The organism is Nostoc sp. DSM 114160, from assembly GCF_053470305.1.
In genome coordinates this window covers 2,169,576-2,190,444 of record NZ_JBPFGO010000001.1, presented here as the reverse complement: position 1 = coordinate 2,190,444, position 20,869 = coordinate 2,169,576, and the positions used below count along the sequence as shown (strand labels likewise).

General features: G+C 42.5%; 14 protein-coding genes and 1 pseudogene. 7 read left to right on the top strand and 8 right to left on the bottom strand.

Annotated features, from left to right (window positions below; genetic code table 11):
• Positions 1–111: 111 nt before the first annotated feature.
• The 8 genes and pseudogenes from NSTCB13_RS09885 to NSTCB13_RS09850 form a co-directional block, all read right to left on the bottom strand.
• Complete coding sequence (locus NSTCB13_RS09885; RefSeq protein WP_448272163.1) at positions 112–1,458, bottom strand: NAD(P)/FAD-dependent oxidoreductase; 1,347 nt, start codon at positions 1,456–1,458, stop codon at positions 112–114.
• Between the two features lie 339 nt (positions 1,459–1,797).
• On the bottom strand, positions 1,798–2,586 hold the full coding sequence (locus NSTCB13_RS09880; protein ID WP_448272161.1) for an SDR family oxidoreductase: 789 nt from the start codon (positions 2,584–2,586) through the stop codon (positions 1,798–1,800).
• Between the two features lie 18 nt (positions 2,587–2,604).
• Entirely contained in the window at positions 2,605–3,426 is an 822-nt protein-coding gene (locus NSTCB13_RS09875) for an NADPH-dependent oxidoreductase (RefSeq protein ID WP_448272159.1), read from the bottom strand.
• A gap of 101 nt (positions 3,427–3,527) precedes the next feature.
• Positions 3,528–4,646, bottom strand: a complete 1,119-nt coding sequence (locus NSTCB13_RS09870) for a sulfonate ABC transporter substrate-binding protein (RefSeq protein ID WP_448272157.1) — start codon at positions 4,644–4,646, stop codon at positions 3,528–3,530.
• A 152-nt stretch (positions 4,647–4,798) separates the two neighbouring features.
• A pseudogene (locus tag NSTCB13_RS09865) lies at positions 4,799–5,561 on the bottom strand (class II aldolase/adducin family protein).
• Positions 5,545–6,219 carry a hypothetical protein gene (locus tag NSTCB13_RS09860; protein ID WP_448272155.1) on the bottom strand — a complete coding sequence of 225 codons (675 nt, stop codon included), beginning with the start codon at positions 6,217–6,219 and terminating at the stop codon, positions 5,545–5,547. The pseudogene NSTCB13_RS09865 and the gene NSTCB13_RS09860 overlap by 17 nt, the downstream one beginning before the upstream one ends.
• Before the next feature lie 68 nt (positions 6,220–6,287).
• The gene (locus tag NSTCB13_RS09855; RefSeq protein WP_445629402.1) at positions 6,288–6,494 is read right to left on the bottom strand and encodes an RRXRR domain-containing protein; all 207 of its coding nucleotides are present in this window, start codon (positions 6,492–6,494) and stop codon (positions 6,288–6,290) included.
• Between the two features lie 593 nt (positions 6,495–7,087).
• Positions 7,088–9,022, bottom strand: a complete 1,935-nt coding sequence (locus NSTCB13_RS09850; RefSeq protein WP_448272154.1) for a pseudouridine synthase — start codon at positions 9,020–9,022, stop codon at positions 7,088–7,090.
• Between the two features lie 760 nt (positions 9,023–9,782).
• Here NSTCB13_RS09850 and NSTCB13_RS09845 point away from each other — a divergent pair.
• The 7 genes from NSTCB13_RS09845 (at position 9,783) to NSTCB13_RS09815 (ending at position 20,835) form a co-directional block, all read left to right on the top strand.
• Positions 9,783–11,636: a response regulator gene (locus tag NSTCB13_RS09845; protein ID WP_445629398.1), complete on the top strand. Its 1,854-nt coding sequence runs from the start codon at positions 9,783–9,785 to the stop codon at positions 11,634–11,636.
• Entirely contained in the window at positions 11,633–14,188 is a 2,556-nt protein-coding gene (locus NSTCB13_RS09840) for an ATP-binding protein (RefSeq protein ID WP_448272153.1), read from the top strand. The genes NSTCB13_RS09845 and NSTCB13_RS09840 overlap by 4 nt, the downstream gene beginning before the upstream one ends.
• 123 nt (positions 14,189–14,311) lie before the next feature.
• Positions 14,312–14,689: a response regulator gene (locus NSTCB13_RS09835; RefSeq protein WP_448269542.1), complete on the top strand. Its 378-nt coding sequence runs from the start codon at positions 14,312–14,314 to the stop codon at positions 14,687–14,689.
• A gap of 116 nt (positions 14,690–14,805) precedes the next feature.
• Positions 14,806–15,213 (top strand): response regulator, encoded by a 408-nt coding sequence (locus tag NSTCB13_RS09830; protein ID WP_445629396.1) that lies wholly within the window; start codon positions 14,806–14,808, stop codon positions 15,211–15,213.
• Between the two features lie 179 nt (positions 15,214–15,392).
• The gene (locus NSTCB13_RS09825) at positions 15,393–19,109 is read left to right on the top strand and encodes a diguanylate cyclase domain-containing protein (protein ID WP_448272152.1); all 3,717 of its coding nucleotides are present in this window, start codon (positions 15,393–15,395) and stop codon (positions 19,107–19,109) included.
• Positions 19,110–19,296: 187 nt separating this feature from the next.
• A complete protein-coding gene (locus NSTCB13_RS09820; protein ID WP_448272151.1) occupies positions 19,297–19,515 on the top strand; it encodes a hypothetical protein in 219 nt (72 codons plus the stop codon).
• A 597-nt stretch (positions 19,516–20,112) separates the two neighbouring features.
• The gene (locus tag NSTCB13_RS09815; protein WP_448272150.1) at positions 20,113–20,835 is read left to right on the top strand and encodes a carbonic anhydrase; all 723 of its coding nucleotides are present in this window, start codon (positions 20,113–20,115) and stop codon (positions 20,833–20,835) included.
• Positions 20,836–20,869: the final 34 nt, after the last annotated feature.

Sequence of the window (20,869 nt, the reverse complement as noted above, 5' to 3'; positions counted from 1 at the left end):
TGGTCTAAATAATGAAAACTGCTGTAATCACCGAATCTATGCAGAAAGCCCAAAAGCTCCTCTCCTCTGCACCGTTACTGTCTTAATAATAAGTCTTTACCGAACATGATATTACAGAAGTGTCCCAGAAGGCTGTTGCACCCTCTTGTTAAGAGTTTTTCCTTCTACAAAACCATCTCGACCAGTAATCAATCTAGAGCGACGATTACGAGTGATATAATTCCATCCCCACTGAATTGCTACTACTACTTTAGTGTCAAACTCGATTAAGAAGTAGATGTGAATTACTAGCCAAAACAGCCAAGCAATGAAACCTTTGAGTTTGACTAAGCCTAAATCTACAACAGCTAGATTTTGCCCAATCATCGCCAAAGTACCTACGTCATTGTAACGAAATTGTGGCAAAGTCTCACCTTGCAGCCTGCGTTTAATGAGTTTAGCTACATACTCTCCTTGTTGTTTAGCTACAGGTGCAACACCAGGTAAGGGTTTACCATTTTGATGGGAAAAGTTGCCTAAATCTCCCACTACAAAAATGTTGTTATAACCCTTGATAGACAAGTCCGGTTCTACAATCACACGTCCGTCGCGATCGCACTCTACACCTGTACTTTTTGCTAGGGCTTTCCCCATAGGCGAACCTTGAACACCTGCTGCCCACAAGATAGTTTTTGAGGTAATTTCTGTCAATTCATCGCCTTGTCTGAAAGTAACGATGTTACCTTGAATATTTGTCACTCTGGTGTTGGTATAGACAGCCACACCCAACTTTTGCAAAGATTCTGCTGCTACTTTCGATAATTCTGGTGAAATGTGTGGGAGGATGCGATCGCCACCTTGCAATAGTAAAATTCTCGCTTCTGAGGTGTTGATGCTGCGGAAATCTTCTGTGAGAGTTTGGTATGCTAATTCTGCGATCGCGCCGGATAATTCTACACCGGTAGGCCCACCGCCGACAATCACAAAAGTCAACAAAGCACGGCGTTTTTCTGGATCGGTTTGTTTTTCTGCTGCTTCAAATGCCGAAAATATCTGGCGGCGCATTTCTATGGCATCTTCAACAGTTTTCAAGCCAGGAGCAAATTCTTTCCAGTTATCTTTACCAAAATAGGAATGGTTAACACCTGTGGCGACAATCAATGTGTCATAAGGTACTACTTCATCACCCAAAATAACTTGTTGTGCTTTTGGATCGATATCATTTACCTCTCCCAACAACACTTTTGTATTCTTGCTTTTGCTGAATACAGATCGTAATGGTGCAGAAATATCAGCAGGTGATAGCGTACCTGTGGCAACTTGATATAAAAGCGGCTGAAATAGATGAAAGTTACGTTTATCAATAAGAGTAACATCTACATTTGCTTTCTTCAAAGCTTTTGCTGTATACAGTCCACCAAAGCCGCCACCAACGATCACAACCCGATGTGGTGCATTCTTTTCAAGTGAGACTTCCATAATCAATATTTCCTTGTGTTAAGAAGTTGTAACTATTCTTAACAAAGATGTAACAGCATTATGAGAGTGGTTGCTGTCTATTTAGAACAATTGAAGAAATGATGAAAGTAGTCAAAGTTAGTTTTTCGAGGAAGGTAGTGTTTCGACTACGCGGCAGTTGAGCGTAGTCGAAACTCAACAACCGGGCAGAGGAAGGCTTGCCGTGAGCGTAGTCGAACGGGGGCAGGAGAAAACTGCGTAAGGGTACGATGACTCGCTAGCCGCCAGTCGTAGAGAATTCATTTTGAATTCTGACTCCTGACTCCTGACTCCTGAATTCTGTTCGATGGATCGAGCCGCTCAAAATGTGCTTTGAATAATTCCGCCATCTACTTGCAGCATGACTCCGTTCACAAATGAGGCTGCTGGTGAACTCAGAAATACCGCAACATTGGCAAACTCTTCAGGTGTCCCCATACGACCCAAAGGGACTGTCTCATTGATTCTAGCAATTTCTGCTTCTTTCGTTTCACCACTTTTAGTGATGCGGGCATCGATTAATTCTTCTACCCGTTCTGTATATGTCCAGCCTGGAAGAATACTGTTGACGCGAATTTTATCGCTACCCAGTTCTTGGCTGAGAGTTTTCGTTAAACCAATCACTGCTAATCGAATGGAATTAGATAAAACCAGATTTTGGACTGGTTGTTTAGTTGAGGTTGAGGTGATGGTCAGAATTGCTGGTGCGCTAGATTGGCGTAAGTGAGGTAAAGCATACTTTACCAGACGTACCGCACTCAGCAAAGTCAAGTCGAGCGAAGTTTCCCAAGTTGCCAAATCAATATCGTCAAAAGTGCCAGCAGGTGGGCCTCCGGCGTTGGTAACGAGGATATCCAACCCGCCGAATTTTTCCACTGTGGCATTAATTACTCGTTCAATATCTTCTTGAATGGTAACGTCCACACGCAGAGATAGCACTTCTGTACCTGTTTCGCTTGCAATCTGGGCAGCAGTTTTGTCAATTAACTCACTGCGGGCGCAGATGGCAACTTTTGCACCCTCACGGGCAAATTGCCTCGCTGTAGCTTTGCCCAAACCTTTACTAGCAGCTGTCACTAAGGCGACTTTGCCACGGAGTTGCAAATCCATAATCTTGATTATTCTTGTTTACAACAATTGAAAGCCAAGGTTATTGAGAGCTTCACGCAAGCGATCGCGTCCTCTCAATGATTCTACAGTGGCGATGCGTTGGGCTGAGTGTTCTGACCAATCGCCAGGAACATTCATCTTTTGTTCAGTATAGAATTCTTTGATGATGTCGTTGTAGTGAGCGATCGCTTCTTCTTGTTCTGTCAATTTATAAGTTTCACGATGCAGCACAGCTGACTGGGGCAACCTTGGCTTAATCGCCGCTTCTACTTCCGGATTTGGATAGCCTACACATAGCCCAAATACAGCATACACAGAGTCGGGCAAATTCAATATCTGTGCTACCTCTTGCGGGTGGTTCCTGATTCCACCGATATAGACTGTTCCTAAACCAAGTGACTCAGCTGCAACTGCGGCATTTTGCGCTGCCAACGTTGCATCAATTGTTGCCATTACAAACATTTCCAAATATTCCAGCGCATCATGAGATATGCCGCGACTGTCAGCAACGTGACTTAAACGCGCCAAATCTGCTAACCAAACCAAGAATAAAGGAACCTGCTTAATATGTGCTTGGTTTCCCGCTAGCTTGGATAACTCCTCTTTGCGCTGTCGATCTTCGACTGCTACCACACTCCAAGTTTGCAAATTCGAGGAAGTAGATGCAGATTGGGCGGCTGCAATTAGCAATTCCAGAGTTCCCGGTGGTAAAGGATCGGCTAGATAAGACCGAATTGAACGGTGAGATAGTAGTGCTGTTAGCGAATCATTCCATGCAATTTCCGGGTTGAAGGGAATTTCACCGTAGCGCGATCGCAGTAGTTCTGTAGGATTAGTCATAATCAATTCCAAGATTTACATTTTCAAATTTGCTACTAATATCAATTTCATCTGTAGGTGCATACATTTCTATGCCCCTACAGCCGATTCATTGTACTAGTTTAAGTTTTTGGTGAGAAAGCAGCATATTCTTCTTTTGTCAACATTGCATCCTTCACATTTATCTGTTTGGGAATTAACTTCAATTTATAATATGTATCTGCAACACCTTGTTGTAGATTTATCAAATTATCGTCAATTGGTACAATCCCAAAAGTCCGTCTGTTAGTTGCTTTTTTCATCGTTTCTAAATCAATTCCTAACACAGGTGCGAGAGTTTTTGCTACCTCTTCTCGATTCTGTTTAGACCATTCTTCGAGATTTTTAATTTCCTCCACTATTGCCTTGACAGTTTGGGTATTTTCAGTGACAAATTTGCGAGTCATCAAATAATATCCTCCCTGTTTATTAATTCCTGTGCCATCAATCAGAACTCTGGCTTTAGTTGCCTCTTGAGCCGCAGCATAGAAAGGGTCCCAAATTACCCAAGCATCCACACTCCCTTTCACAAATGCAGCACGAGCATCAGCCGGAGCCAAATATTTAGGTTCAATGTCTGTATATTTCAATCCTGCTTTTTCTAAAGCTTGGACTAACAATAAATGGGCACTAGAACCTTTTTGAAAGGCAACTCTTTTGCCCTTCAAGTCAGTAACTTTTTGAATTTGCGAATTTTGAGGAACAAGAATTGCAGAACTAGCCGGAGTAGCCGCAGTACCAATAACGTAAGTTAGCGATGTTCCCGCTGCTTGGGCAAAAATTGGCGGTGATTCTCCCACAGGGCCAATGTCAATACTACCTACATTCATCGCTTCTAGTAGTTGTGGCCCCGCTTGAAATTCAGTCCACTTTACAGTTATTCCTTCTGGTGCCAAACGCTTTTCTAAAACACCCTTAGTTCTAAGCAAAATGGTCGATTTTTGATAGCCAAATCTGACTACTGTTGCTTTACTAGAAGCAGAATTACTAACTGATGTGGCACTGGGATTAGGGGCATTAACAGTCGGTGTCGATGAACAAGCAGCAAATAGCAAGCTCAGACAAAGACCTGTAACAAAAGCGCCTACTACTGGTAAAGGAGAAGAAAAGAATAATTTATGTTGGTTGTTAAATGGGATATTCCTGATTTTTATCAACGATATCCACTTGGGAATTAAGCGGCGAAAGATTTGGTTAATCATCAAAATGATTTCTCTGAGCTATAGTAATACTATAAACTTATAGGTTTACCGGAGTATATAAATAAATTTAAGTTTAGTTGACATCACAATAGCGGGAAGTGCTTTAACTGGATACTTCCCCGCTTATTATCCTAATGCCAAAAAACACAGCACTAATTTAGTAAATCGGGTTCTTCGCGTACAATCCGATCGTAAAGCGGCTGGAAACTAAACCACCCACTTACATGCGACCCCTACTTGAGTTTGTGTTAAACGGGCTGTTTCGTGTTTGATAGTAGTGGGTCTACCCGCAGCTTCAGCCAACAGTTGGCCTTGGCACGATCGCTCTAAGCTAATGTACCAAAAGGCAGCTTCATCGACTGTATGTCCCACAGTTAAAATGCTATGGTTACGTAAAATTATGGCTTTCTTTGGCCCCAAGGCTTGCGCCAATCGCTGACCTTCAGAAGTTTCTAAAACAACACCTGTAAAATCGTCAAACAGGGCATGGTCTTCGTAAAAAGCACAAGAATCTTGAGTCAAGGGGTCAAGGAGACGCCCCAAACTAGACCAGGCTTTACCATAAAGTGAATGAGCGTGAGCCGCGGCGATGACATCAGGTCGAGCTTCATGAATCTGAGAATGGATGGCGAAAGCAGCTTGGTTTACCTCAGCATCGCCTTTAACCACTTCACCTTCTTTGTTAACTAAAATCAGGTCAGAAACTCGGATATGACCAAAGTATGCTCCGAATGGATTGACCCAAAAATGGTCTGTAAACTCAGGATCGCGAGCCGTAATATGGCCTGCGATTCCCTCACTGAAACCAAACTTACCAAACAGGCGAAAGGCGGCGGCGAGACGTTGCTTGCGGTGGAGGCGTTCGTCTTCAACTCGCTCGAAAACTGGGGGTTTTGGTCTAATATAATTGGCCATGTTCTTTTTCCTCCTCTTCTTTACAGGGAGCGTTGGAATATCCAGAGCGAAAGGATTTGACGCTGTGAGATTCTGGGATGAACTGGTGACGCAAGACGCAACCAGTATCATTACCTAAAATATGGATGGATACAGATGCGCTCTGGGATGTGGTTTTAACGGCGTGGATATCACCATCTGGTGGTAAGAGGCGGTAGATATCACCTGGTTGAAGGCTACGCACTTCAGTTACTTGTAATTGTGCGTGCCCTTTTACATCACTGTTATCTACACGGCGATAGACTGTTTCTTCTTGATCGCCCTTGTATAAACCAATCAATCCCCAGGCTAAATGATCGTGGACAGGAGTTGTTGAACCTGGGGGAATTACCAAACTGAATACCGACAGCGAACGATCTTTAGCGCGATAAAGCAACCATTGACCAATACCGCCACCCATCCGGCTTTCGAGATTAACTTGGGCAAACTTTTGGGGTAGCCATTGCTGTTGGGCAAGGAGTTCTTGAAAATAGGGTTCTAATCTAGCGAGAGTTTGTGTGCGATCGTTAACAGCGCTAGCGCTAATTTCTTGCACTGTTGCTACAAAGGATCGTAGTTCCTGGCTCTCAATAAACCATTGGTCTTCTGGTAACGGTTCTAAAATAGTGTGGTTCGTCATCTATATTCCTCTGTTTAGGAGGCGGTAAAGATTAACTAATTACTAAGTTGTAAATCGTAATTAAGAATTCAATTACGATTTATTTTAATACCAGGATGAATCTTAAAGCCAAGTTGCTCAAGTTTTAGATGAGAAAGGGACTCCTTCAGAATGATAGTAAAAGGATATCGCTGAAATACAGTAGCTTTACCTTGTGACAATAGCAGCCTAGCATGGCTGATGCGTACTGGATATAACGGTTGTTTGTTGGCATCGAGAATCAATACTTTAGTCATACAATTTTGAATTTTAGATTTGCGATCGCCAGATTGGGAATTGAGAACTGGACACAAGAGGCAGAGGTGGGGAGGTGTATAGGGGAAAACTTACTGCAACTTCTCCTCGGTTAAAGAGCGTAGCCGTTGGCGCGATCGCTGAGCGTAGTCGAAGTGCAGCCTCTTGTAGAGAAGTGCTGCTCTCCGGCTCCTTTTATAAAAGGAGAAGATAAGAATGAGAGTCTAGAAGTCAACTCCAGCACTCTCGCCTTTACCTCTCATTTAGGAATTTCCAAGAAATAAATCATCCAATTTTGTGGGGTGTCCCACAATCATTTGTAGTTGGATATTTTTATTAGGAAGCCTCTTAGCAGCTATATTAATTTTTTAAGTACTATAAGTCGGTCGGATAACCGTTGAATTAACTACAAGCAGAAATTATCACATACAAATTTAAAAAGCAATAGGCTAGCTGTTAGGGGAGACAAAGCAAAGCTTTGGTGGGATGCAATGATTGTGGGAATCAGAACTAATTACCTGGACTTGATATAAAACGGGTAACAGACTTAGCTTCTGTACCTCACTTTCCTTAAAATATGCTGTAAGATAATGCGTCAGAAGGGCAGAATTGATTGTAAATGCAACGTTTTTTCTAACTGCGGATGCTCGAAGCGAAGTTCTCTGGCGTGCAGATGTAACCGACTAGTAACTGCACTACATCCATAAAGGCGATCGCCTAAAATAGTTATTCCAAGTCCTTGCGCATCAGCTGCATGAACTCTCAACTGATGAGTGCGTCCTGTTAGTGGCGTAAATTCTACGCGGGTGTAGTCTCCTTCTTTCGCCATTATTTGGAAGTGTGTCAAGCTGGGTTTACCATACTGCCAATCAACTTTTTGATATGGCCGATTTTCAGGATCTCCCCACAATGGCAGTTCAATTTTACCTTGCTCAATTGTCAAAACACCGGAAAGTATGGCTTCATAAACCTTGTGAACCTGGCGTTGCTGAAACTGCTGGCTGAGTTGCCGATGGGTTTGGCGATCGCGTGCCAACAACAAAATCCCGGAAGTTTCTCGATCTAAGCGATGCACAGATATAAGCGCCATCCCATCAGGTAACAAATGACGTAAGCGACTCAAAACACTATCTTGGCGATCGCGATAACGACCAGGTACTGAAAGTAATCCAGCAGGTTTGTTGACAGCAATCAGCCATTCATCTTCATAAATAATGGGTAAAGTGACCTCTGTGTACGCACATCTTGGCAATGTGGGTTTACCCCCCTTAATCCCCCCTTGTAAAGGGGGGAAATATCCGGTTCCTAGTTCTCCCTCTTGTAAAGGGGGGAAATATTCGGTTCTCAGTTCTTCCTCTTGTAAAGGAGGGAAATATCCGGTTCTCAGTTCTTCCTCTTGTAAAGGGGGGAAATATTCGGTTCTCAGTTCTCCCCCTTGCCAAGGGGGAGTTAGAGGGGGTGAGAAGGACTTGTATATACACCGTAGCCTATCAGAGGGGCTTCTTACTCCCTTTTCCCTAGCAGGGAGGGGAGGTTTCAAGCCTGAGAGCAAAAACCCCATCAATGGCTGACATCGCTCGGCACACGCTCCGTAAAATTCTCCCGGAATTTTATTCTGATTTGCAGAAGACTCACCCCACCAAAATTCTGCCATTGCTAAGGGTTTGAGATTATGTGTTGCCGCATAATGAAGCAGCTTTGGGGCACAACAGTCTCCTGTGCCAGTAGGAGAACCTCCTGGCATCAATTCTTGCAATGATTGCGATCGCCCGGAAAAATTAGTCAGGCTGTAGCTAGCGTGCATTTGAGCTTGCAATTGACAAGAAAGTGCTTTGCGCTGTTGTTTCAGTTCGCTAATTCGCGCATCCGTTGCTGCAATTAATTGCTGGAGGGGCTGTAATACAGCATTTTGTTGGCGTTTAAGTTGTCGTCGCTCAATTCCCTGTTGACGACTCTCTTCATCGAGTTGTTCAAGGGCAATAGTAAGCGCTTCGGCAGTGAGTGTATTGCAGATTTGCTGACGTTTTTCTTGTCGTTGATGTTTGCAATAGCGATGGCGATCGCTCATTGCTTGTAACTGCTGCTCAAAGTCATTAAACAGGATTTCATATTGCTGGCGTTCGGTTAGTTGCTTCAAGGTAATAATTTCTTGCTTAATCGCGTCCAACTGTGCCAAAGTACGGCTTTCCTCGAAAGCAACTTCATCTCGTCCCGGAATTGGCGGCACCCAGCCCTCAACGACACTGCAACTATTCAAAAGACCAGAAAAAGCTTTTAGTACCCGTTGTTCGCCATTAGACAGTTCAACTAATAGGATTCCATACATCTTGCCTTCACGGGAATAACAGTCATTCTTGGCAAGATGTTGCATTAGTCCGTGGGCGATCGCTTCGGACATTGAAGTGCGGGGTAATTTTTTTAGGCAATCGCCAGTTTGCGGACAACACCCTTCGTACCAATAGCTACAAGATGAGTCAGCGATCGCAAAATCGCAGTCGATGAAATCTGAAAGTGGGTGCAGAACTACCATACAAAGTATGATTGCAAATTTAGCCGATCCTCCTAATATATATAGCGTTTATGGCATTGTGGGGAAAAGGGAAAAGGGTAAAGGTATGGAATTTTTCCCCTTTACCTTTTAAGGGACTTCCAGTAAATAAATTATCCCATTTCATTCCTATCAATACGACTTTCTCTCCCTCTGCAAGAAGTGCCTTCTAAGCGACGGAATATTTTTTTAATTGGAAGTCCCTAACCTTTCCCCAACATCTTGGCATTTGTTACTTTTGTAAGAAGTCTATTGTGTTGAGTGCTTTTGGCAATTTGGCATCCAAAGTTTTTCTGTTGTAGTTTTAATTTATATATCAACAGGGTTACAGGGACATTGAGAAAATTCTACAAGGGATTAATTCCCATCTCAAAATCCCACCCAATGGCCAGTTGTTGACGTTCACGCTCTCCCAACCACCTTAAGGTGGATGCAGCACAAGCGTCACCGCTTCATCACCACAACTGGCTAGAAATCAAACAGAAAATATACAGTACGAATGCACTGACACAGATTTAAGTCGGGGGTGACAGTGTTTAAGTCTGTAGTTGTCTTAGTTTATAAAGGAGAAACACTACTTTACTTATTAATTTTTGTCAACAAATATCTCACACTGCAAAATTTAAATTAACTTGTTGTATTGTTTGTAACAATATATTAAAATTACACAAAAGTTTGACCGCGCAGAGGGTGCGTCCTGCGATCGCGAAGGTGTCATCAGCATCTTCTTTTGATACAACTTATGAAAATTTTGTTGGTAGAGGATGACGTATTACTGAGTACAGCACTCTTCGAGTTGTTGAGTGCAAATCATTATACTATCGACATTGCAAGCAATGGACAAGTTGGATTAGAACTAGCATTATCGACTGAATATGAGTTGATTTTGCTAGACTGGCTAATTCCAAAACTGGATGGGATTACCTTGTGTCGGCAACTGCGAAAGCAAGGCTACCGTAAATCTATTCTGTTGTTAACCGGGAAAAATTCTAATGCAGATATTGTGGCGGGGTTAGATGCCGGAGCAGATGATTACGTCATCAAACCCTTCGACCCAGAAGCATTACTAGCCAGAATTCGCTCTTTATTACGACGCAATGGGGCGATCTCATCATCTATTTTAACCTGGGGAAATCTCTCTTTAGATCCAAGTGCCGGCAGAGTAACTTGTAATGAGCAGGAAATTCTCCTCACAGCCACAGAATACAAACTGCTGGAGTTGTTTTTGCAAAACCCAGACCGGATCTTTAGTCGTGCAGTGATTCTAGATCGGCTTTGGGGATTTGGGGATGCACCGACTGAAAATGCAGTTACGACTCATATTAAAGACTTGCGCAAGAAACTGAAAACAGCAGGTATAGCAGAAGAATTTCTCGAAACGGTATATGGCATGGGCTATCGGATCAAGCCTGCACCTAATCGCCCCATGTCTGTTGGAGAAAAGAATCAATATGGAAAGAAAAAACCCAGCCCCAAAGATATGACTTCTGTAAATCGGGTGCTGGAGCGATTTCGTAATTCCTTTGTTGGACAGGTTGCAGTGCTAGAGCAAGCAAAAACCGCACTCTTGGCAGGAAATTTAAATGAAGATTTACAGCAGAATGCATTGCGTGAAGCTCATAAGCTAGCAGGTTCAATGGGGTCGTTCGGTTATCCAGAGGGTTCTCGCCTTGCACGGAAAATAGAGCATTTGCTGCTTGAAGATTCCTTGCTATCTCCAGAGCAAATCTCTAATTTCTCGCAACTGGTAACAGCATTACAGCAAGAGTTAACCAAGCCTGCTGTCACTTCCACTGCTCCAAGCGTCCCGATGAAGCAAACTCATCGGCTGTTAGTAATCGATAATGATACTATGCTGACAAAGCAGTTGCAAGCACAAGCCGATTCATGGGGAATCAGGATGAAGGTTGCACCAAACTTAGCAACCGCCCGATCGCTTTTTTCCTTAAAAACTCCTGATGCTGTTTTACTGGATTTGAGTTTTACAACAGCAGAGGAAGACGGATTAATATTATTGAGCGAGATAGTAGAGCGATCGCCAAATATCCCAGTTATTGTTTTTACCGGACGAGATAGCCTAGCAGAACGACTGAAAGTATCGCGTTTAGGAGCTAGACAATTTTTGCATAAACCGGCGACAACCGAGGAGATTTTTCAAGCGATCGCTCGTGTCTTACCTCAACCTCAAACTTCCGAAGCCAAAGTTTTGATTGTAGACGACGATCCTGTAATGCTGGCTGGATTATCAGCGTTGTTAACTCCTTGGGGACTGGAAGTAATCACCCTCTCCCAATCACAACAATTTTGGAAGGTGCTGATTGCAACATCTCCTGATTTGGTGGTGCTAGATTTAGAAATGCCGATAGTCAACGGATTAGAGTTGTGTAAAGTCGTGCGTCAGGATGCCCAGTGGGGAGATTTACCGATTTTAGTAGTTACAGCCCATACGGAAGCAGAATTTCTTCAGCAAGCTTTTGCTGCCGGAGCCGATGATTTTATCAGCAAGCCAGTACTAGGGCCAGAACTTGTGACACGGGTATTGAGCCGCATTCAAAGAACTCGTTGGCGCTCTCAGGCAGGGAGAAGTAAAGCGTGATCGGAAATTATCAGCAATTATTAGCTTACGGTGTGGCTATTGGTTCAGCTGCGATCGCCCTGCTGCTGTCACTCTGGCTAGAACTGCTGCTTTCTCGAACCATTGGTGCTTTTTTCTATATAGCTATTATTGTAAGTACTTGGTATGGTGGCTTTCGACCAGGGATCGTTACAGTTGTCCTTTCCACACTGGCAATTGATTATTACTTAATTCCCCCTCAATATCAACTGAGGATTAATCAACCAGGAGATATATTACGGCTAGGTCTTTTCCTCCTAGTTGCCTTGATAATTAACCTGGTGACAGGCAATCTTCAGTACAGCAGACGGAAGATTCAACAACTCAACCAACAATTGTCTCAAGAAAATGCCGAGCAACTGCGGATAGCTCTTGACGAGCGCAAACAAGCACAAGAAACGCTGCAACAGCAATTTGAGCAACAGCGCTTAGTGATGGAGATCAGCCAGCGTATCCGGCGATCGCTCAATTTACAAGATATCTTGCAAACTACTGTTGATGAAGTGCGGCAATTTCTGGAGTGCGATCGCGTCACTATCTTCCAATTTTATCCAGGTTGGGGAGGAACGATTGTGATTGAGTCTGTTGCACCGGACTGCATGGCTCTTTTACCACTCCAGATTTATGACCCTTGCATTGGTGAAGAGAACGTCGAACCCTTTAAACAAGGCTTAGTCACTGCGAAAACTGATATTTATACTGCTGGAATTAGTCCCTGTCACGTTGAATTTTTGGAAAGTCTCCAAGTGAGGGCAAATCTGGTCGTTCCTGTTTCCGTAGGAGATGAATTGTGGGGATTATTAGCAGCTCATCAATGTAGAGCTCCTCGTGAGTGGCAATCTTCAGAAATTACTCTGTTGCGGCAGCTAGGAGCGCAAGTAAGCATTGCTATCCAGCAAGCAGCTTTGTTCAAACAGTTACAGGCAGAACTAACAGAGCGCAAACAGGCAGAAATTGACCTACAACAACTGAATACCGAACTTGAGCAACGGGTGCAAGAACGCACTGCCCAACTGACAGAGACGAACGATCGCCTGCGAAAAACAGTTATAGAGCAGCAACAAACCCAACTCACACTTTTAGAACAGGCGCAAATGCTGGAGCTTCAGGCTGTAATCACCCGAAATATGGGGGAAGGCATTTGCTTAGTAAAAATTGATAATGCAATCATTGTCTATGCTAATCCGAAATTCGAGCAGATGTTTGGCTATGACTCTGGTGAACTCAACGGTCAACACGTTTCGATTGCGAACTGTGTCACCAAATCAGTAACTACTAAAAATGTAAATCAAGCCACTTTGTCTGCCGTTTTACAAAATACTGAAGCCACCTACGAAGTCCAGAATTTTAAAAAAGATGGTACGCCATTTTGGTGTAGTGTGACGGCTTCGGTATTCAGACATCCCGACTACGGCGACGTTCTGGTTGCGGTTCACCAAGATATCACTGAACGCAAACGCATCGAAGATGCTTTACGCCACAGCGAAGAAAAATTTCGTCAGTTGGCAGAAAACATCCAAGCAGTATTTTGGATGACCGATATTCAAAATCAGCAAGTTCTATATGTGAGCAATGCATACCAAACCATCTGGCAAAAAAATTGTGAGGACTTGTATCGCGACTATTCAGATTGGTTAGATGCAATTCACCCAGAAGATCGCCAGCGCGTCGAAATTGAACTCATTGAACAGATGAAAGCAGGGCAATACGATAAAAAATATCGCATTATCCGCCCTGATGGTTCAATCCGTTGGATTCGCGATCGCGCATTTCCGATCAAAAATGAATTCGGCGAGGTAGTTCGGATTGCTGGGATTGCCGAAGATATCACTGAACTAGAGCAGATTAATTCGATTAAGAGTGAGTTTATTGGCATCGTTAGTCACGAACTCCGCACCCCCTTAACTGCAATTCGCGCCGCATTGGGTTTACTACAAACTGGTATCTACGACAAAAAACCAGATAAATTCAAGCGGATGATTGAGATTGCAGCCATCGACAGCGATCGCTTAGTGCGTCTTGTCAACGATATTCTCGATTTGGAACGCTTAGAATCGGATCGAGCTGTCCTAGAAAAAACCACCTGCAATGCGGCTGATTTAATTCAACAAGCAGTAGCAGGAGTGCAAGCGATCGCCAATCAGCAAAATATTACTTTTGAGATCCACCCTACCAATGCTCAAGTTTGGGCGGCGGCTGATGCCATTGTGCAAACACTCACCAATTTGTTAGGTAATGCGATTAAATTCTCGCCTGCCGATTCTACTATTACTCTCAGTGTTCAACAGCAAACAGACCGCGTACTATTCCAGATAACGGATCGAGGCCGAGGTATTCCAGCAGATAAGTTAGAAGCAATTTTTGGAAGATTTCAGCAAGTAGATGCCTCTGATTCTCGCACCAAAGGCGGCACAGGCTTGGGATTGGCAATCTGTCGTAGTATTATTGATCGGCACGGTGGGCAAATCTGGGCTGAAAGTACTCTTGGTGTTGGCAGCACGTTTTTCTTCACTCTGCCATTGCCGGGAAATTAGGCAGGGGGCAGGGGGCAGGGGGCAGGGGGCAGGGGGGCAGGGGGCAGGGGAGAATAATAAATAACCAATGACAAATGACAAATGACAAATAACCAATGACCAATGACAAATGACAAATGACAAATGACAAAAAAATTGTTAATTGTAGATGATGAAGAACGAATCCGCGAATTAGTGCAAGCTTGTTTAGAAGACTTGGGAGGATGGGACACCCTGACAGCTGCATCTGGGTCAGAAGGATTAAAAATTGCCCAGATGGAACCTATTGATGCCATTCTACTTGATGTCTCTATGCCTGACATGGATGGCTTTGCAGTCTACGAAAAACTTCAGGCAAATTCAGGAACCGAAGCTATACCAGTGATTTTGTTAACAGCGAAAGTCCAAGGGAGCGATCGCGCCCGTTTCGCCCAGATGGGAATTGCTGGAATCATCACCAAACCTTTTGAACCCACCTCTATTTGCAACGAAGTTAGTGAGATTCTGGGGTGGAACGATTAATAATTAAGTTTGGTAACGAAATCTATATCTTTATTAGTTTTTTATTTTTGTAATCTATTTTTTTGGTTACAGATAAAAGGTTTTTATCTGTAATCAAAAAAGGTATATGAAATCAAATGAACATGCTAAAGGAGGTAAATATAATCGGCAAAACGATATTGCTCATTGATGATGAACTGCATGTCCGTGAGATAGTAAAATTTTGCCTCCAAGATTTAGCTGGTTGGAATGTGGTGACAGCAGATTCTCCATTAGAAGGATTGCAGAATGCAGTACACCATACTCCTGATGCGATTGTATTAGATATCTCAATTCACGATCTGGCTAGTTTTGAGTTTATGAATAAACTAAGAAATCATCCAGAAACTCAAGCTATTCCTGTACTGTTGCTCAGTGCGAAAGCGCGATGGTTGGATTCGCAAATTTTGCGACAGTATCAAGTTGCAGGTGTAATTCTCAAACCCTTTAATCCAGTTACCCTCCCGTCTCAAGTTGCTCAATTGCTGGGTTGGGATTTTACCTGACTAAAAGATTAAACAAGAATGAGTAAAATATCCAATCTATAACAGGATTTGCAATTACTTGGAGTACAAAAAATTCCTAGAGCTTAAATTTAACTTAACGTTTTAGGTAATTTGGAATAGAATTAAATACTAAAGATAATTTTTACATCTATCTAAGTGCATATACATAGATTATTCCTATGCTGTTCAATCGTCTATCGGGTTCTGAAATTGATTTAAAGCAAATCCTCGATCGAATTAGGATGCTGGCCGATCAAATTCATCAGTCACTTGAAATGAGTGAAATTCTCAAGATTATTGTCAGCGAAGTTAGAACAACATTAGAAAGCGATCGCGCCATTATCTATCGTTTTTTGCCGGATGGAGATGGAGTCATCGTAGAAGAGTCTGTAAGTAATGGATGGAAACCGATTCTAGGGCAACTAATTTACGATCGTTGCTTCAATGCGATATGGGTAGAGCGATATCGAGATGGAAGCGTTAGTGTCATTGAAGACATTCATACTACAAACTTTGACCCTTGTTACAAAAAACTATTAACAGACTTGCAAATTCGAGCTAATTTAGTAGTACCAATTTTAGTAAACAATCAAGAACTTGATGGAGTTTCTAGTACATATCCTCATTTATGGGGCTTAGTAATTGCTCACCAGTGCAGTGGCTCGCGTCAATGGAGTTCTTTAGAAATTGAGTATTTCCAACTGATAGCCGCAGAACTAGGAATCGCTCTTGGGGAAGCAGAACGCCATCGGCAAAAGGCTACATCCTGCCAAAAACTAACGCTGCAACTGAATCAAAACCTGAAAAATTTGACAGTTCAGCCAAGGTTGAAATCAATCAAAAGAACTCTGGATCGGAATTTTAGAGGTTCCATTATCACAAGAACAGCATTGCCAAAGAATATATCAGTTGCAGACTTGATTGCATTTGATCGATTACAAACTCCAGTTTGGATTTATGATATTCAAAACTTGCAGATGTGGTGGGCGAATCAATCCGCTCTGCATATTTGGAATGCTCAAAGTCGAGAAGAATTGCTCAGTCGCAACTTCAGTGATGTTTCCCAGTCTACTCACACTCGAATGCAAAGCTATTTGCAAGAATTTCAGCAAGGGAAAACCATCACTGAAAACTGGACATTTTACCCAGAAGGAAAACCTGTTTCTCTGCGCTGTATCTTTTCTGGAATTCAAATTGAAGAAGGGCGCATGGCGATGCTGGTTGAAGGATCGACAGAAATTATCAATCAGATCGATCGAGAAACACTCAGAGCGATTGAAGCCCTACGTCACACCAGAGTCATGATCTCGCTTTACACGATGGATGGTGTACCTTTGATGCAAAATCCGGCAGCCCTGCGCTGTTATCGGGATACCCTATACCCTAACTCGTCAGCTGAAAATATTTTCCTGAGTCACTTTGTTGACAAGAGTGTTGGACAACAAGCTATGAAAGCGATTAATTTCGGTGAGGCGTTCAGCATAGAGGCTCAGGTGTTTACTACTGAGGGAATTCAATGGCATGGGATCGATATACGATGCACCCGCGATCCAGTAACAGGTAACTCCATCATCCTCGTCAACGAAAACAATATTACCAAGCAACAAGCTGCACTACAAGAACACCAGCGTACAGAATCAGAATTGCGCTGGCGGGAAGCTTTGCTGCGTTCTATGACTGAAACATCTTTGCTAGGATTTTTTGTTGTTGACAATCGTACTGATGAAATCCTCTATTTCAATCACCATTTCTGTAAAATTTGGGGCATCGAACATCTAGAAGACAAAATGCGTTTGGGTGCTTTAAAAAATAATGACATCATTCCTGATTGTATATCTTCAATTGTCGATGCATCGGCATTTGTCGAATCTTATAAACCGTTGCAGTCTGAAGAAAATCGTTGCACGATTGAGGATGAAATTTTATTTGTCGATGGGCGAACGATTCGCCGCTTTTCCAGTCAAATTCGGGATACTCAGGATCGATATTTTGGGCGGTTATACATTTTTGAAGACATCACCCCTCGTAAACAAATCGAAGCCGCACTCAAAATCAGTGAAGAAAGATGGCAGTATGCTTTGGAAGGAAATGGCGACGGAGTTTGGGATTTGAATGCTGAAACTAACGAAGTCTTTTTTTCCCGACGATGGAAAGAAATGTTAGGGTTTGCAGAGCATGAAATTGGAAATACCCTCAGTGAATGGGAACAGCGGGTTCACTCCGATGATAAAGCGAGGGTTTACGAGGAGGTTAGCAAGCATTTATCCAGTGAAACCCAACAATATGTCAGTGAATATCGGATTAAGTGCAAGGATGGAACCTACAAGTGGATTTTAGATCGGGGTCAAGTTTCGAGTCGCGCCAAGAATGGTTTTCCCCTACGGATGCTAGGAACTCATACTGATATTACTGAACGCAAGCGTATGGAAGAAGCGCTGCGAGAAAGCGAACAACGCTATCGTTCCGTAATTACAGCGATGGCAGAAGGTATTGTCCTACAGCAATCCGATGGACGCATTACCACCTGTAATGACAGTGCCGAAAGAATTTTAGGGTTAACAGCCGATCAAATGATGGGGCGAACTTCCATCGCTTTGCAGTGGCGAGCGATTCATGAAGATGGTACTTCTTTTCCAAGCGAAACTCACCCTGCCATTGTCACCTTACGCACTGGAAAGCCTCAATTTAATGTGATTATGGGAGTTCATAAACCTGATGGCAGCTTGACTTGGATTTCAATCAATTCTCAACCACTGTTTGAATCCGATGAATCAAAACCATCGGCGGTGGTGACATCATTTACAGATATCACAGACCGCAAACAGGCACAAATTGCCCTGCAACAGCAAACAGAACGGGAACGCATGGTTTATGCGATCGCTCAACATATCCGTAGGTCTTTGGACTTGAATGAAATTTTAAACACAACTGTTGCTGAAGTTAGACATTTTCTGCAAACCGATCGCGTCATCATCTATCGCTTTAACCGTGATTGGAGTGGTGTGATTGTCACGGAGTCTATAGCAGCAGGTTGGCAATCGATTTTGAATATGGAAATTACAGATAGCTATTTTGTCAAAATACAGGGACAGTCTTATCAAGAAACTACACTCAGAGTTACTCCAGACATCTACACCGCCGGATTTACCCCTTGTCATGTAGAGTTATTGGAGAAGTTGCAAGTCAGAGCCAAGCTAGTTGTACCAATTTTACAAGGCGATCGCCTTTGGGGTCTTTTGGTTGCTCATCATTGCAGCGCCCCGCGTCAGTGGCAACCTTGGGCAAGCGAACTGCTTCAGCAATTGGCAACACAGGTAGCGATCGCTATTCAGCAATCAGAACTTTATCAACAATTGCAGCGTGCCAACCAGCAGCTTGAAAATATGGTAATGGTGGATGAATTAACTCAAATCGCCAATCGCCGATGTTTTGATATTAAGCTTAATTCTGTCTGGCAGTATCTTTTACGAGAACAAGGTTTTGTCTCACTACTTTTATGCGACATTGATTATTTTAAACAATATAACGATACTTATGGTCATGCGACCGGGGATGATTGTTTGCGCTTTATTGCCCAAGCTTTCAAACAAAGTGTTAAACGTTCTAGAGATTTAGCTGCTCGTTATGGTGGAGAAGAATTTGTTGTCATCTTGCCTAATACTCCTAGTAATGGGGCTTTTCACGTTGCCCAAGAAATTCATAAAGCTATCCAACAGCTAAATATTCCCCACGCGGCATCGCCTGTGAAGCATCACGTCACCTTGAGTATCGGAATTGCCACAGTGATTCCGACACCCAATATGGCTCCTTTGGATTTGATTGAGGCAGCAGATCGAGCCCTTTATCAAGCCAAAGCAAACGGGCGTAATCGTTCTTGTATAAATAGACTGTCTTAGAGAGTGATGCTGCGCTTCTTGCGATCCTACGCTAATCAAGTAATTGTTAATATTTTCTAAAGTTTTTAAACTCCTGTCATTTCTTTATTAGTTCTTTATTTTCTGTTTATAAATTAAAGCTGTTGGTAGTTAAGCCAAGAGCAAACTACTTATTTTTGTTTAACTTTTTTAATAAAACAACAATACTATGACAAACTGCCCTTGCTGTTCTAACCAAATGCTTCGTCACATTCGTTTACAAGAAACCTACTGGTTCTGCCGTCACTGTTGGCAAGAGATGCCTAACCTGAGTTTAGATAAAAGTACTTTAAATTTGACTAGAAAAAACACATTATTAGCCAAAGAACCAATTTCAGTCAACCACAAACTTTTGAAAATGAACGTCATAACAGAGCTTTGTGCCTGAGGTAATCAGGAAGCAAACACCAAAGCAGCTACACTTACGCTTTAAGAGGATGTTTGAAAAGTTTAATTCCAATACTTTTCAAACATCCTCTTAAATAGCTAGAGGTATCGTCTGAATACTATACCTCTTGCAAAAATATATTTTTGCAAGAGAGGGAAAAGGGAAAAGGGAAAAGGTTAAAGGGAAAGGATTTTGAATCTCTTTACCCTTTTCTGCTGCCCCTTTACCCCGACAAATGCCAAGAAGTCTGCTGACTAATAAGTTAAAAGATAATATCCCTATATTTACAGTCTATTGTAGGTTGGGTTGAACGAAGTAAAACCCAAAAAATACACGAAAATGTTGGGTTTCGTTCCTCAACCCAACCTACGCAAATTTATTTTTCTGGCTTAACCCAAGCGTATTGCGATAAAGCCGCTTTAATGACTCTCTTGTATCGCTTGTTCATTTGCTTTCATCACTAACCCAGATTGGATTCTAACCACTCTAAATCACGCGAATATTAAATGACCCTTAAACCGTGTAATCAAGTACTCTTACATCTTAGTTAAGTCTGATATCTTCTTGAGAACAGCTTTATTGTTGTCAGGTAGATTGATGAGTCGAATTAATGGATTTGTCGGGCGACGTAATTTCTTGAAATTCGCCAGTGTTGTAGGTATTGCAGCTACTACTTTCGGTGATAGTTTTTGGAATATAGAGCAAACTGCTGTTGCTGATATTCACCCAGTTAACCCTAATTCAATCAGTCCAAATGAAGCCATCAAACGATTGCTTGATGGTAATCAAAGATTTATCCATCAAAAACGTCAATATCCCGATCAATCACTAGAACACCTACGATTAGTTGCGAAAGCTCAGTATCCCTTTGCCGCCATATTGGGCTGTGCAGATTCTAGAGTACCGGCAGAAATTGTTTTCGATCGAGGACTTGGAGATTTATTTGTCGTGCGAGTTGCTGGTAATGTTGTCAGTGACACAGTTATAGGTAGTCTGGAATATTCTACAGCAGTATTGGGTTCGCAGTTGATTATGGTTTTGGGTCATAGAAGATGTGGTGCAGTCGCAGAAGCAATCAAAAACGAACCACTTCCAGGCAGAATTGGTTTGATTATTGAGGGTATCAAACCATCTGTAGAAAGGGTAAAGCTCAGAACTGGCGATCGTATGCAAGATGCAGTTATAGCTAACATTCAGTATCAAACTGAAAAATTGCAAGAAAGCTCAACTATTTTGGCTAAATTGCTTCGTGAAGGTAAACTAAAAATTGTTGGTGCTTGTTACGATATTGATACTGGTAGAGTCAACATTATTACTTGAATATCTCACACATTTTCAGTGTAGGATTTTTACA

Coding starts and splice junctions, on each gene's coding strand:
- NSTCB13_RS09885 (WP_448272163.1), bottom strand. CDS start 1,458: ATGGAAGTCTCACTTGAAAAGAATGCACCACATCGGGTTGTGATCGTT.
- NSTCB13_RS09880 (WP_448272161.1), bottom strand. CDS start 2,586: ATGGATTTGCAACTCCGTGGCAAAGTCGCCTTAGTGACAGCTGCTAGT.
- NSTCB13_RS09875 (WP_448272159.1), bottom strand. CDS start 3,426: ATGACTAATCCTACAGAACTACTGCGATCGCGCTACGGTGAAATTCCC.
- NSTCB13_RS09870 (WP_448272157.1), bottom strand. CDS start 4,646: ATGATTAACCAAATCTTTCGCCGCTTAATTCCCAAGTGGATATCGTTG.
- NSTCB13_RS09860 (WP_448272155.1), bottom strand. CDS start 6,219: ATGACGAACCACACTATTTTAGAACCGTTACCAGAAGACCAATGGTTT.
- NSTCB13_RS09855 (WP_445629402.1), bottom strand. CDS start 6,494: ATGACTAAAGTATTGATTCTCGATGCCAACAAACAACCGTTATATCCA.
- NSTCB13_RS09850 (WP_448272154.1), bottom strand. CDS start 9,022: ATGGTAGTTCTGCACCCACTTTCAGATTTCATCGACTGCGATTTTGCG.
- NSTCB13_RS09845 (WP_445629398.1), top strand. CDS start 9,783: ATGAAAATTTTGTTGGTAGAGGATGACGTATTACTGAGTACAGCACTC.
- NSTCB13_RS09835 (WP_448269542.1), top strand. CDS start 14,312: ATGACAAAAAAATTGTTAATTGTAGATGATGAAGAACGAATCCGCGAA.
- NSTCB13_RS09830 (WP_445629396.1), top strand. CDS start 14,806: ATGAACATGCTAAAGGAGGTAAATATAATCGGCAAAACGATATTGCTC.
- NSTCB13_RS09825 (WP_448272152.1), top strand. CDS start 15,393: ATGCTGTTCAATCGTCTATCGGGTTCTGAAATTGATTTAAAGCAAATC.
- NSTCB13_RS09820 (WP_448272151.1), top strand. CDS start 19,297: ATGACAAACTGCCCTTGCTGTTCTAACCAAATGCTTCGTCACATTCGT.
- NSTCB13_RS09815 (WP_448272150.1), top strand. CDS start 20,113: ATGAGTCGAATTAATGGATTTGTCGGGCGACGTAATTTCTTGAAATTC.